The sequence below is a fragment of the Klebsiella sp. RC2 genome (genome assembly GCF_014192815.1).
GTDB lineage: Bacteria > Pseudomonadota > Gammaproteobacteria > Enterobacterales > Enterobacteriaceae > Klebsiella > Klebsiella variicola.
Genome location: NZ_JACHYL010000004.1, coordinates 466,590 through 479,912, shown reverse-complemented (window position 1 = coordinate 479,912; position 13,323 = coordinate 466,590). Strand labels below are relative to the sequence as shown.

11 protein-coding genes are annotated in these 13,323 nt (G+C 55.0%); 10 read left to right on the top strand and 1 reads right to left on the bottom strand.

Annotated elements, in window-relative coordinates; translation table 11 throughout:
- Positions 1-13: 13 nt before the first annotated feature.
- The 10 genes from glmU (at position 14) to FHW76_RS15850 (ending at position 12,441) form a co-directional block, all read left to right on the top strand.
- On the top strand, positions 14-1,384 hold the full coding sequence (gene glmU, locus FHW76_RS15895; RefSeq protein WP_016162025.1) for a bifunctional UDP-N-acetylglucosamine diphosphorylase/glucosamine-1-phosphate N-acetyltransferase GlmU: 1,371 nt from the start codon (positions 14-16) through the stop codon (positions 1,382-1,384).
- Between the two features lie 183 nt (positions 1,385-1,567).
- The gene (gene glmS / locus FHW76_RS15890; RefSeq protein ID WP_008806727.1) at positions 1,568-3,397 is read left to right on the top strand and encodes a glutamine--fructose-6-phosphate transaminase (isomerizing); all 1,830 of its coding nucleotides are present in this window, start codon (positions 1,568-1,570) and stop codon (positions 3,395-3,397) included.
- 337 nt (positions 3,398-3,734) lie between these two features.
- A complete protein-coding gene (pstS, locus tag FHW76_RS15885; RefSeq protein WP_012543307.1) occupies positions 3,735-4,775 on the top strand; it encodes a phosphate ABC transporter substrate-binding protein PstS in 1,041 nt (346 codons plus the stop codon).
- A 128-nt stretch (positions 4,776-4,903) separates the two neighbouring features.
- Positions 4,904-5,863 (top strand): phosphate ABC transporter permease PstC, encoded by a 960-nt coding sequence (gene pstC / locus FHW76_RS15880; RefSeq protein ID WP_004145004.1) that lies wholly within the window; start codon positions 4,904-4,906, stop codon positions 5,861-5,863.
- The gene (gene pstA / locus FHW76_RS15875; RefSeq protein WP_008806730.1) at positions 5,863-6,753 is read left to right on the top strand and encodes a phosphate ABC transporter permease PstA; all 891 of its coding nucleotides are present in this window, start codon (positions 5,863-5,865) and stop codon (positions 6,751-6,753) included. The genes pstC and pstA overlap by 1 nt, the downstream gene beginning before the upstream one ends.
- 47 nt (positions 6,754-6,800) lie before the next feature.
- Positions 6,801-7,574 (top strand): phosphate ABC transporter ATP-binding protein PstB, encoded by a 774-nt coding sequence (gene pstB / locus FHW76_RS15870; RefSeq protein ID WP_004145006.1) that lies wholly within the window; start codon positions 6,801-6,803, stop codon positions 7,572-7,574.
- 50 nt (positions 7,575-7,624) lie between these two features.
- A complete protein-coding gene (gene phoU, locus FHW76_RS15865) occupies positions 7,625-8,350 on the top strand; it encodes a phosphate signaling complex protein PhoU (protein WP_004145007.1) in 726 nt (241 codons plus the stop codon).
- A 482-nt stretch (positions 8,351-8,832) separates the two neighbouring features.
- Positions 8,833-10,467, top strand: coding sequence for a carbohydrate porin (locus tag FHW76_RS15860; protein WP_183476822.1), 1,635 nt, complete (start codon positions 8,833-8,835; stop codon positions 10,465-10,467).
- Between the two features lie 38 nt (positions 10,468-10,505).
- Positions 10,506-11,672: an alpha/beta hydrolase-fold protein gene (locus FHW76_RS15855; RefSeq protein WP_012969244.1), complete on the top strand. Its 1,167-nt coding sequence runs from the start codon at positions 10,506-10,508 to the stop codon at positions 11,670-11,672.
- 49 nt (positions 11,673-11,721) lie between these two features.
- Positions 11,722-12,441 (top strand): glucosamine-6-phosphate deaminase, encoded by a 720-nt coding sequence (locus FHW76_RS15850; protein ID WP_008806733.1) that lies wholly within the window; start codon positions 11,722-11,724, stop codon positions 12,439-12,441.
- A gap of 79 nt (positions 12,442-12,520) precedes the next feature.
- Here FHW76_RS15850 and yieH read toward each other — a convergent pair whose 3' ends face one another.
- Positions 12,521-13,186, bottom strand: coding sequence for a 6-phosphogluconate phosphatase (yieH, locus tag FHW76_RS15845; protein ID WP_008806734.1), 666 nt, complete (start codon positions 13,184-13,186; stop codon positions 12,521-12,523).
- Between the last annotated feature and the right edge of the window lie 137 nt (positions 13,187-13,323).

Sequence of the window (13,323 nt, the reverse complement as noted above, 5' to 3'; positions counted from 1 at the left end):
CGTCAGGATGAGTATGTCAAATAGTGCGATGAGCGTGGTTATCCTTGCCGCAGGCAAAGGGACCCGCATGTATTCCGATCTTCCTAAGGTGCTGCATACCCTGGCCGGGAAGCCAATGGTGCAGCATGTCATTGATGCCGCTAACGATTTAGGCGCATGTGCGGTGCATCTGGTGTACGGTCACGGTGGCGATCTGCTGCGTCAGACCCTCCATGAAGACAACCTGAACTGGGTGCTGCAGGCTGAGCAGCTCGGAACCGGACACGCTATGCAGCAGGCGGCACCCTTCTTCAATGATGATGAAGACATTCTGATGCTCTATGGCGACGTGCCGCTGATCTCGGTTGAGACGCTACAGCGCCTGCGCGCCGCGAAACCACTGGGTGGCATTGGTCTGCTGACGGTGAAGCTGGATGACCCAACGGGCTACGGCCGCATTACCCGTGAAAATGACCAGGTGACGGGCATCGTTGAGCACAAAGATGCCAGCGAGGCCCAGCGCCAGATCCAGGAAATCAACACCGGGATCCTGATCGCCGGCGGAGCAGACCTCAAGCGCTGGCTGGCGAAGCTCACCAATAACAACGCTCAGGGCGAATACTACATCACCGATATCATCGCCATGGCGTATCAGGAAGGGCGCGAGATCGTCGCGGTGCATCCGCAGCGCCTGAGCGAAGTCGAAGGCGTCAACAATCGCCTGCAGCTTGCGCGCCTGGAGCGCGTCTACCAGGCTGAGCAGGCAGAAAAATTACTGCTGGCGGGCGTGATGCTGCGCGATCCGGCGCGTTTCGATCTGCGCGGTACGCTGCAGCACGGGCGCGATGTGGAGATCGATACTAACGTTATTCTGGAAGGCAATGTAGTGCTGGGCGATCGTGTGAAAATCGGCGCCGGCTGCGTGATTAAAAACAGCACCATCGGCGATGACTGCGAAATCAGCCCCTATAGCGTGGTGGAAGATGCCCAGCTGCAGGCTGCCTGCACCATCGGCCCATTTGCCCGTCTGCGCCCGGGTGCCGAACTGCTGGAAGGCGCCCACGTTGGCAACTTCGTGGAAATGAAAAAAGCGCGTCTCGGGAAAGGCTCCAAGGCAGGTCATCTGACCTATCTGGGCGATGCGGAGATCGGTGATAACGTCAATATCGGCGCCGGCACCATCACCTGCAACTACGATGGCGCGAATAAACACAAAACGATTATTGGCGATGATGTCTTTGTCGGCTCGGATACCCAGCTGGTGGCGCCCGTCACGGTAGGCAACGGCGTCACTATCGCCGCCGGGACCACCGTCACGCGCAATATCGCCGATAACGAACTGGTGTTGAGCCGCGTACCGCAGGTCCACAAGCAGGGCTGGCAGCGTCCGGTGAAGAAGAAATAATTTGGATTATCGCCGGGGAAATATGCCCGGCGAACCAGGATGAGAGGGTCAATATAGACCCCCGTCCGCAGGCAGTACCATAACAATAACCCCACTCTCTACAAGGCTCGGGGCGCCCGGAAAACGGGCAAATACAGGTCAGCGACAACGCATGGCATATCGCCATTATCAGGAAATTTAACTATGTGTGGAATTGTTGGCGCAGTCGCGCAGCGTGATATTGCTGAAATCCTTCTCGAAGGTTTACGTCGTCTGGAATACCGTGGGTATGACTCTGCCGGTCTGGCGGTGGTCGACAGCGAAGGTCATATGACCCGCGTGCGTCGCCTGGGTAAAGTTCAGATGCTGGCTCAGGCGGTAGAAGAGCAGCCGTTACATGGTGGTACCGGGATCGCCCATACTCGCTGGGCGACGCACGGCGAACCGTCCGAGAGCAATGCGCATCCGCATGTTTCTGAACACATTGTGGTGGTCCATAACGGGATCATTGAGAACCATGAGCCGCTGCGTGCCCTGCTGCAGTCTCGTGGTTATGTCTTCGTCACCGAGACCGATACCGAAGTTATCGCCCATCTGGTGCACTGGGAGCTGGAACAAGGTGGTACCTTGCGTGAAGCCGTGCTGCGCGCTATTCCGCAGCTGCGCGGCGCCTACGGTACGGTGATCATGGATACCCGTGACCCGGGAACCCTGCTGGCGGCCCGCTCCGGTAGCCCGCTGGTGATTGGCCTGGGAATGGGCGAAAACTTTATCGCTTCCGACCAGCTGGCATTGCTGCCAGTGACCCGCCGCTTTATCTTCCTCGAAGAGGGCGATATTGCCGAAGTCACTCGCCGCTCGGTGGTGATTTTCGATAAATCTGGCGCGGAAGTGAAACGCCAGGAGATCGAATCCAATCTGCAGTATGACGCTGGCGATAAAGGTATCTACCGCCACTATATGCAGAAAGAGATTTTCGAGCAGCCGAACGCGATTAAGAACACCCTGACCGGGCGCATCAGCCATGGCGAAGTGGATCTCAGCGAGCTGGGGCCGAACGCCAATGAAATGCTGGCTCAGGTTGAACATATTCAGATTGTTGCCTGCGGGACTTCCTATAACTCCGGGATGGTCTCCCGTTACTGGTTCGAAGCATTAGCCGGCGTCCCATGCGATGTAGAAATCGCCTCGGAATTCCGCTATCGCAAGTCCGCGGTGCGTCGCAATAGCCTGATGATCACCCTCTCCCAGTCGGGTGAAACCGCCGATACCCTGGCGGCGCTGCGTCTGTCGAAAGAGCTGGGCTATCTCGGCTCGCTGGCTATCTGCAACGTACCGGGCTCGTCACTGGTGCGTGAGTCCGATCTGGCGCTGATGACCAAAGCCGGAACGGAAATCGGCGTGGCCTCGACCAAAGCCTTTACCACTCAGCTAACCGTGCTGTTGATGCTGGTGGCGAAGCTGGCGCGACTGAAAGGTCAGGATGCGTCTATCGAGCATGATATCGTGCACGGCCTTCAGGCCCTGCCGAACCGTATCGAGCAGATGCTCTCCCAGGACAAGCGTATTGAGCAGCTGGCGGAGCGTTTCTCTGATAAGCACCATGCGCTGTTCCTTGGCCGCGGCGATCAGTACCCGATCGCCATGGAAGGGGCGCTGAAGCTGAAAGAGATCTCCTACATTCACGCGGAAGCCTATGCGGCGGGCGAGCTTAAGCACGGCCCGCTGGCGCTGATTGATGCGGAAATGCCGGTGATTGTGGTGGCGCCGAATAACGAGCTGCTGGAAAAACTGAAATCCAACATCGAAGAGGTTCGTGCCCGCGGCGGTGAGCTGTATGTCTTCGCCGACGGTGAAGCCGGCTTCAACGGTAGCGACAACATGCACATCATCGAGATGCCGCATGTCGAAGAGACGATCGCCCCTATCTTCTATACGGTACCGCTGCAGCTGTTGGCTTATCACGTCGCGCTGATCAAAGGCACTGACGTTGACCAGCCGCGTAACCTGGCGAAATCGGTAACGGTTGAGTAAAACCATCATTACTTGCAAAGGGCTGCCGGCGGCGGCCCTTTTTATTTTCACCTGCTGTTTATTACCGAACTTGCGCGAAATATTTTGGCTGGCGGTAGGTGACAAACGAACGTTTTGCGGTCCGATTTCGCTGTCATAAAAAGAAAATTATTCTGTCATTGCACGGTCATGATTACAGATAACTATCTGAGTTATATATTTATTATTTGCTGTAAAATCCCTTCTTTCGGCCTGTCATAAAACTGTCATAATTCGTACATTTTACTGTCACCTCTTTGACCTATTTTGCTCACCATAGCCTCGAAACAATGATTTACGAATCCCAGCAGGAGACATTATGAACGTTATGCGTACCACCGTCGCAACAGTTGTCGCCGCGACCTTATCGATGAGCGCTTTCTCTGCCTTCGCAGCAGCAAGCCTGACTGGCGCAGGCGCAACTTTCCCTGCGCCGGTGTATGCCAAATGGGCTGACACCTATCAGAAAGAAACCGGCAATAAAGTGAACTACCAGGGTATTGGTTCCTCTGGTGGCGTTAAGCAGATTATTGCCAACACCGTTGATTTCGGTGCTTCTGATGCTCCGCTGGCTGATGACAAACTGACCCAGGAAGGTCTGTTCCAGTTCCCGACCGTGATTGGCGGCGTGGTACTGGCGGTTAACCTGCCTGGCGTGAAATCCGGCGAACTGGTGCTGGATGGCAAAACCCTCGGTGATATCTACCTGGGTAAAATTAAAAAATGGGATGACGCAGCGATCGCTAAACTCAACCCGGGCCTGAAGCTGCCGTCGCAGAACATCGCCGTGGTCCGCCGCGCCGATGGTTCCGGTACCTCCTTCGTCTTCACCAGCTACCTGTCCAAAGTGAATGAAGAGTGGAAATCGAAAATCGGCGCCGGCTCTACCGTTAACTGGCCAACCGGCCTGGGCGGTAAAGGCAACGACGGTATCGCCGCCTTTGTTCAGCGTCTGCCGGGCTCGATTGGTTACGTTGAATACGCTTACGCCAAGCAAAACAACCTCGCGTATACCAAGCTGGTCTCTGCCGACGGCAAGCCGGTTAGCCCGACTGAAGACAACTTCGCTAACGCCGCAAAAGGCGTTGACTGGAGCAAGTCTTTCGCTCAGGACCTGACCAACCAGAAAGGCGAAAATGCATGGCCGATCACCTCAACCACCTTCATCCTGGTGCATAAGGCGACCAACAAGCCGGAACAGACCGCTGAAGTGCTGAAGTTCTTCGACTGGGCGTATAAAAACGGCGGGAAAGAAGCGAATGCGCTGGATTACGCGACGCTGCCGGAAAGCGTGGTAGAGCAGGTCCGCGCGGCATGGAAAACCAACGTCAAAGACAGCAGCGGTAAAGCGCTGTACTAACAGTAGATTTTTGACGAAGATGGCGGGGGCGTTCAGGCGCTGCCCGCCCTACGGTTCAGACTGTAGGCCCGGAAGCGAACGCCACCGGGCATTTATTCGAACAAGTTTTAATACGTAAAGAGTAATCTATGGCTGCAACCAAGCCTGCATTTACCCCTCCGGGGAAAAAGGGTGACATGATTTTCAGTGCGCTGGTAAAACTGGCTGCGCTGATTGTGCTATTGATGCTGGGCGGCATCATCGTTTCCCTGATCATCTCTTCCTGGCCGAGCATTCAAAAGTTTGGCTTTGCTTTTTTGTGGACCAAAGAGTGGGATGCGCCCAACGAAATCTTCGGCGCGCTGGTACCGATTTACGGAACCCTGGTGACCTCCTTTATCGCGCTGCTGATCGCCGTCCCAGTGAGCTTTGGCATCGCGCTGTTTCTGACCGAACTGTCCCCCGCCTGGCTCAAGCGTCCGCTGGGCATTGCGATTGAGCTGCTGGCGGCAATCCCGAGTATCGTGTACGGCATGTGGGGCCTGTTTATTTTCGCCCCGCTGTTTGCGACTTACTTCCAGGAGCCGGTCGGTAACGTCCTGTCGACCATCCCGTTCGTCGGCGCGCTGTTTGCCGGCCCGGCGTTTGGTATCGGTATTCTCGCCGCTGGCGTCATTCTGGCCATCATGATCATCCCTTATATCGCCGCGGTCATGCGTGATGTTTTCGAACAGACGCCGGTGATGATGAAAGAGTCGGCCTATGGCATCGGCTGCACCACCTGGGAGGTGATCTGGCGCATTGTCTTACCGTTCACCAAGAATGGGGTGATCGGCGGGGTGATGCTCGGTCTGGGCCGCGCGCTGGGTGAAACCATGGCGGTCACTTTTATTATCGGCAACACCTACCAGCTCGACAGCATCTCGTTGTATATGCCAGGGAATAGTATTACCTCCGCGCTGGCTAATGAGTTCGCCGAAGCGGAAACCGGCCTGCACGTGGCGGCGCTGATGGAGCTGGGCCTGATCCTGTTCGTTATCACCTTTATCGTTCTGGCCGCGTCTAAGTTCATGATTATGCGCCTCGCGAAGAATGAGGGGGCACGCTAATGGCGACCATTGAATTGCAAACCTCTACCGAGCTGGCGGAGTCCCGTCGCAAGATGCAGGCCAAACGTCGTATGAAGAACCGTATCGCTCTGGCGCTGTCGATGGCGACCATGGCGTTTGGTTTGTTCTGGCTTATCTGGATCCTGATGGCGACGATAACCCGCGGTTTCGATGGCATGAGTCTGGCGCTCTTCACCGAAATGACGCCGCCGCCGAATACGGCGGGCGGTGGCCTGGCTAACGCCCTCGCCGGCAGCGGCCTGCTGATCCTGTGGGCAACCGTCTTTGGTACGCCGCTGGGTATCCTTGCCGGAATTTATCTGGCGGAGTATGGCCGCAAATCGGTGCTGGCGGAAATCATCCGTTTTATCAACGATATTCTGCTTTCCGCGCCGTCTATCGTGGTCGGCCTGTTTGTCTACACCATCGTGGTGGCGCAGATGCAGCACTTCTCGGGCTGGGCGGGCGTTATCGCACTGGCGCTGCTGCAGGTGCCTATCGTTATTCGTACCACCGAAAACATGCTGAAGCTGGTGCCGGATAGCCTGCGTGAAGCGGCCTATGCGCTGGGGACGCCGAAGTGGAAGATGATCTCGGCGATCACCCTGAAAGCGTCCGTCTCAGGGATTATGACCGGGATCCTGCTGGCTATCGCCCGTATCGCCGGGGAAACGGCGCCGCTGCTGTTCACTGCGCTGTCCAACCAGTTCTGGAGCACCGACATGATGCAGCCGATTGCTAACCTGCCGGTGACCATTTTCAAATTTGCCATGAGTCCGTTTGCGGAGTGGCAGCAACTGGCATGGGCCGGGGTATTGATTATCACCCTGTGCGTCTTGCTGCTGAACATCCTGGCGCGCGTTATCTTCGCCAAGAAGAAACACGGTTAATTTTTTGCGGCGCAGCGACTGCTGCGCTGAATGAGGAAGAGATAGAGATGAGTATGGTGAATACAGCTCCGGGTAAGATTTCAGTTCGTAACCTGAACTTCTACTACGGCAAATTCCATGCCCTGAAGAACATCAACCTGGATATCACCAAAAACCAGGTGACGGCGTTTATCGGTCCGTCAGGCTGTGGTAAATCCACCCTGCTGCGCACGTTCAACAAAATGTTCGAACTGTATCCGGAGCAGCGTGCGGAAGGCGAGATCCTGCTGGATGGCGACAACATTCTGACCAACACCCAGGATATCGCCCTGCTGCGCGCTAAGGTTGGCATGGTGTTCCAGAAACCAACGCCGTTCCCGATGTCCATTTATGACAATATCGCCTTCGGCGTGCGCCTGTTTGAAAAGCTGTCCCGTGCCGATATGGACGAGCGCGTGCAGTGGGCGCTGACCAAAGCCGCATTATGGAACGAAACCAAAGATAAACTGCACCAGAGCGGGTATTCTCTCTCCGGGGGTCAGCAGCAGCGTCTGTGTATTGCCCGCGGTATCGCGATCCGTCCGGAAGTCCTGCTGCTTGATGAGCCGTGCTCCGCGCTGGACCCGATCTCCACCGGGCGTATCGAAGAGCTGATCACCGAGCTGAAACAGGACTACACCGTCGTTATCGTGACTCACAACATGCAGCAGGCTGCGCGTTGCTCCGACCATACGGCATTTATGTATCTTGGCGAGCTGATTGAATTCAGCAACACGGACGACTTGTTTACCAAGCCCGCGAAGAAACAAACTGAAGATTATATTACTGGCCGCTACGGTTGATTTGCCCTTGTGCTTTCAGGCTCTCACCAGTTGGGCAATCAGGAGACACCATGGACAACCTAAATCTTAACAAACATATTTCCGGCCAGTTCAACGCTGAACTGGAGTATATCCGCACCCAGGTGATGACCATGGGTGGGCTGGTGGAGCAACAGCTTTCTGATGCGATCACCGCCATGCATAACCAGGACAGCGATCTGGCGAAACGCGTCATCGATGGCGACAAGCAGGTCAACATGATGGAAGTGGCGATCGACGAGGCCTGCGTGCGCATCATCGCCAAGCGCCAGCCGACCGCCAGCGACCTGCGCCTGGTGATGGCGATCATCAAGACTATCGCTGAGCTGGAACGCATCGGCGACGTGGCGGATAAAATCTGCCGCACCGCGCTGGAGAAGTTTTCCCAGCAGCACCAGCCGCTGCTGGTGAGCCTCGAATCGCTGGGCCGTCACACGGTGCAGATGCTGCATGACGTACTGGATGCGTTTGCGCGTATGGATCTCGACGAAGCGGTACGTATCTATCGCGAAGATAAAAAAGTCGACCAGGAGTATGAAGGCATCGTACGCCAGCTGATGACCTACATGATGGAAGACTCGCGCACTATCCCCAGCGTCCTGACCGCGCTGTTCTGCGCGCGCTCCATCGAGCGTATTGGCGACCGCTGCCAGAATATCTGCGAATATATTTTCTACTTCGTCAAAGGTCAGGATTTCCGTCACGTTGGCGGCGATGAGCTGGATAAACTGCTCGCCGGCAAAGATCCGAAAGAGTAATAATCATTCTGTCTAATTCTGGTAAATGGCTTTATCAGAATTAGATATGATTTATCTCGTGGCAGCGAGATTGCTGAGATTATCGTCACAATTAACAATCTGCCCGTTTGAGTTATTCATTTTATCGCGTAACAATCAACGCCCACTCCTGAGCTTAAACGCTCAGGGTGGTTTAAACGGATTGTGACTGCGACAGCAGGCAAAACCTGATATTGCCCCTACGGCGGCGGTATCAGGTTTTTTTGTTTTATGTGGGCCAATAATGGCTGAATGAGGGTTGCTACCGCGATGTGCGGGCAAAACCTGAAGAGGATTATCTGTTAAGGCAGATGGTCTTCTTCAGGTTTTTTTTTGCTTTTGTCTAACTGCAAAAATAACAGCCGCCGCGACCTCAAACGGTATGGATAGGGCTATTAGAACCTGCGCGGGATGGTTGTTGCTGTCGTGTTTTATTTACGCCAATGCTTATATAAAGGAATATTATGATGAGAAAAAACAGGATCGCTTCGGCGATAGTCTTGCTGGCGCCTCTTTGTTATTCCACCACTCTGATAGCAAGCCCGTTGACGGTGGAGCAACGACTTGAGCTGCTGGAGAAAGCGCTCAAAGACACGCAAAAAGAGCTCAAAAAATATCAGGACCAGGAGAGAAAAAGAGACCAGATTTGGGCCTCATGGTCTCCGCCTGCGGAAGGTCAGAAGCGCAAGACCGGGGTGGCGGCCGCCGGTCCGAAAACGGCGGTTAAACCGGATGCGGTGCTGGTTAAAAATCAACAACCTGCCACGGATGGCGCGCCAGCCTACAGCGCGATGACGCTGAAAGATTTTAGCACGTTCGTGAAAGATGAAATTGGCTTCAGCTATAACGGCTACTTCCGTTCCGGCTGGGGCACCGCCTCGCACGGCTCGCCAAAATCGTGGGCGATCGGTTCGCTTGGCCGCCTGGGCAATGAATATTCCGGCTGGTTCGATCTGCAGCTGAAGCAGCGGGTGTTTCAGGAAGGTGATAAACGCGTTGATGCCATCGTGATGCTCGACGGGAACGTCGGCCAGCAGTACTCCTCAGGCTGGTTTGGTGACAATGCCGGCGGCGAAAACTACATCCAGTTCTCGGATATGTACGTTAACACCAAAGGGTTCCTGCCGTTTGCCCCGGAAGCCGATTTCTGGGTCGGCAAACACGGGGCGCCAAAAATCGAAATCCAGATGCTGGACTGGAAAACGCAGAGAACCGATGCGGCGGCCGGCGTGGGGCTGGAAAACTGGCAGGTGGGCGCCGGGAAATTCGATATCGCATTGGTCCGCGAAGATGTCGATGATTACGATCGTTCTTTGAGCAATAAGCAGCAAATTAACACCAATACTCTGGACGTTCGCTACAAAGAGATTCAGCTGTGGGATAAAGCCAGCCTGATGGTCAGCGGACGCTATGTCGCCGCGAATCAAAGTTCCTCAGAGAAATATAAAGAGGGCAATGAAGGTTATTATCCGTGGAAAGATACCTGGATGGCAGGCACTTCGTTAACACAGAAATGGGCAAACGGCGGCTTTAATGAATTCTCTTTCTTACTGGCGAATAATTCTATTGCCAGCAGCTTCTCGCGCTATGCCGGATCCAGCCCCTATACCACCTTTAACGGCCGCTATTATGGCGATCATACCAATGGCACCGCCGTGCGCTTAACCTCGCAGGGGGAAACCTATTTACGCGATGACGTTATTATGGCGAATGCCATCGTCTACTCCTTTGGTAACGATGTCTATAGCTACGAAACCGGGGCCCACTCCGATTTTGAATCCATTCGCACGGTCCTGCGACCGGCTTATATCTGGGATAAATATAACCAGACCGGCGTTGAGCTGGGATACTTCAAACAGCAAAACAAAGATGTTACCGGCAAGAAATATAACGAGTCCGGCTACAAGACCACGCTGTTCCATACCTTCAAAGTCAATACCAGTATGCTGACCTCGCGCCCGGAAATTCGCTTCTATGCCACCTATATTAAAGCGAAGGATATCGACCTGGATAAGGCAGCGAATAATACCACCAGCATTTTTGAAGACGGTAAAAACGATCAGTTTGCCGTGGGGGCGCAGGCGGAAATCTGGTGGTAAGACGATAACAGAACGGACACAACGGAAGAGGACTAACGATGAAACGACATGCAATGTATTTCGCACTGGCGCTGGCGGGTGCGGCATTTACCCTCCAGGCGGCGCCATTACCCGCGATGCCGGATCCCACCCTGCCGGTGAGCCACTTTATTACCCAGGTTAACGCGGATAAGAGTATCACTTATCGCCTGTTTGCTCCTGATGCCCGGCGGGTGTCGGTAGTGACCGGCGCCACGCCGGACTCCTTTGTCTCACACGACATGACCAAAGAGGCTCAGGGGGTGTGGACATGGAAAAGTGAGCCGATGAAACCCAATCTCTATGAATACTATTTCGATGTGGATGGCTTCCGCTCGGTGGATACCGGCAGCCGCTATCAGAAGCCGCAGCGCCAGGTGAATACCAGTTTGATTCTGGTACCTGGTAGTATTCTCGACGATCGGGCGGTCGCGCATGGCGATCTGCGCACCCTCACCTATCACTCGAAGGCACTGAACGCCGAACGTCGTCTCTATGTCTGGACGCCGCCGGGCTATAGCGGAACCGGCGATCCGCTGCCGGTGCTCTATTTCTATCATGGCTTTGGCGACAGCGGTCTGTCGGCCATCGATCAGGGGCGTATCCCGCAGATCATGGATAACCTGCTGGCGGAGGGCAAAATCAAGCCGATGCTGGTGGTGGTCCCGGATACCGAAACCGATACCCCGGAAGCGATAGCGGAAAACTTTCCGCCGCAGGAGCGGCGCAAAAACTTCTATCCGCTCAATGCGCAGGCGGCGGATAACGAGTTGATGCAGGATATCATTCCGCTGATCGATACCCGGTTTAACGTGCGTAAAGATGCCGACGGCCGGGCGCTGGCTGGCCTGTCACAGGGCGGTTATCAGGCTCTGGTTTCCGGAATGAACCATCTGGATAGCTTTGGCTGGCTCGCCACCTTTAGCGGCGTTACGACCACGACAGTGCCGAATGCCGGCGTGGAAGCGCAGCTGAAGCAGCCTGACGCGATCAATAAGCAGCTGCGCAACTTTACCGTGGTCGTCGGGGAAAAAGATTCCGTTACCGGCAACGATATCGCGGGTCTGAAACGCGAGCTGGAAAAACAGAAGATCAACTTCGACTATCACTCGTATCCTGGCCTGAACCATGAAATGGACGTCTGGCGCCCGGCCTACGCCGAGTTTGTGCAGAAACTGTTTAAATAACCGTTAGGGGGCCTTCAGCCCCCGTTTTGTGCTTGTGAAGGACGACAAGATGAAAATGATTGTGACCGAAGATTATGAAGAGATGAGCCTGGTCGCCAGCCATCATGTTCTGGGCTATATCACGGCGCCGCGGCGGGTGAATCTCGCCGTGACGGCCGGCAGCACGCCAAAGCGGATGTATGAGCATCTAACCGCCGCCGTGAAAGGCAAAGCATTCTATGATCGGGTGCACTATTACAACTTCGATGAGATCCCCTTTCGCGGCCAGTCGCGAGAAGGCGTCACGATATCTAATCTGCGCCAGCTGTTTTTTACCCCGGCGCAGATCAAAGAAGAGAACATTCACAAGCTGACGCTGGACAACGCCGCTCAGCACGATCGCCAGCTGGAAGAGGCTGGCGGCCTTGATCTGATGGTGCTGGGGCTGGGGGCTGACGGCCATTTTTGCGGCAACCTGCCGAATACCACCCGCTTTCATGATCAGACGGTCGAAGTGCCGATTCATGGGGAAATGATTGGTATTGTCGCTAACGGCGAGATGGGCGGGGATTTTTCCGTCGTGCCCGATAGCTATGTCACCATGGGGCCGAGAAGCGTGATGGCGGCAAAAAATCTGCTGTTGATCGTGAGCGGCGCGGCGAAGGCGCAAGCCCTTAAGCAGGTGGTTGAAGGCCCGGTCAGCGAGCAGGTGCCGGCGTCGGTGCTCAAATTACACCCTTCACTGGTGATTATTGCCGATAAAGCGGCAGTCACTGAATTGCAGCCATAACCAGTCGCTGATTCTATTCCCCGCTTGCACAGACGCTTAGCGGGGCTACATCGATGCCAACGTGCCGCTCACCAGGCCCTTAACGCGTGATATCCCAGCCGCGCGCTTGCCACAATGCCGGCAGCTCTGCCAGATCGGTAAAGGTCGTCACTTTGGGATGATCGATCGGCTGGTTATGCGGATCGGCGCAGAAATAAAACACCTCCATGCCGGCGGCAATCCCCGACTGAGCACCGGCGCTGGAGTCATCCACCAGGATACAGTTTTCGGCTTTTACCTGCATGGCCTCTGCCGCATGAAACATCAGCGCCGGGTCAGGCTTCCAGCGCTGAATATCATAGCCGCTGTACAAGCGGTCAGCGAAATGGTGCAGCAGGCCGGTGCGGCCAAGAGAGTGCTGCATTTTACTGACCGGACCATTGGAGACCACGCACATCGGGACGCTTACCGCATCCAGCAGCGCCTGGGCTCCGGCAATCACCTCCAGTTCGCTATCAAACAGGCGAGCGACCTCCGCACGGTAAATTGGCTCCAGCGTCGCTTTTTGCAGGTTAACGCCATGCTCAGCGTTGATGGTGTCGATAATTTCGTACAGCTTCACCCCTTTGAAGCGCTTAAAAATCTCGGCAAGGTCCAGCGTAATGCCGAATTCCTGGAACATGTGAACGTAGGCGCGGGAGCAAATCACCTCACTGTCGACCAGTGTGCCGTCACAGTCAAAAAATACTGCTTCTGGTTGAGTCATAGTCTTTCCGTATTAACAAGTTTAACGTTTTCGTCATGCCCAATGCCGCGACGCAATCGTTGCCGTATAAGCAAAATAAATGAAAAAAATTACCATACAACTGCGCCGGGTGCCCTGTTTTGGTATAGGATAGCCTC

Bases quoted from the DNA above. Each gene is read 5' to 3' on its own strand.
- glmU (WP_016162025.1), top strand. From the start codon at position 14: ATGTCAAATAGTGCGATGAGCGTGGTTATCCTTGCCGCAGGCAAAGGG.
- glmS (WP_008806727.1), top strand. From the start codon at position 1,568: ATGTGTGGAATTGTTGGCGCAGTCGCGCAGCGTGATATTGCTGAAATC.
- phoU (WP_004145007.1), top strand. From the start codon at position 7,625: ATGGACAACCTAAATCTTAACAAACATATTTCCGGCCAGTTCAACGCT.
- FHW76_RS15850 (WP_008806733.1), top strand. From the start codon at position 11,722: ATGAAAATGATTGTGACCGAAGATTATGAAGAGATGAGCCTGGTCGCC.
- FHW76_RS15855 (WP_012969244.1), top strand. From the start codon at position 10,506: ATGAAACGACATGCAATGTATTTCGCACTGGCGCTGGCGGGTGCGGCA.
- pstC (WP_004145004.1), top strand. From the start codon at position 4,904: ATGGCTGCAACCAAGCCTGCATTTACCCCTCCGGGGAAAAAGGGTGAC.
- yieH (WP_008806734.1), bottom strand. From the start codon at position 13,186: ATGACTCAACCAGAAGCAGTATTTTTTGACTGTGACGGCACACTGGTC.
- pstB (WP_004145006.1), top strand. From the start codon at position 6,801: ATGAGTATGGTGAATACAGCTCCGGGTAAGATTTCAGTTCGTAACCTG.
- FHW76_RS15860 (WP_183476822.1), top strand. From the start codon at position 8,833: ATGATGAGAAAAAACAGGATCGCTTCGGCGATAGTCTTGCTGGCGCCT.
- pstS (WP_012543307.1), top strand. From the start codon at position 3,735: ATGAACGTTATGCGTACCACCGTCGCAACAGTTGTCGCCGCGACCTTA.
- pstA (WP_008806730.1), top strand. From the start codon at position 5,863: ATGGCGACCATTGAATTGCAAACCTCTACCGAGCTGGCGGAGTCCCGT.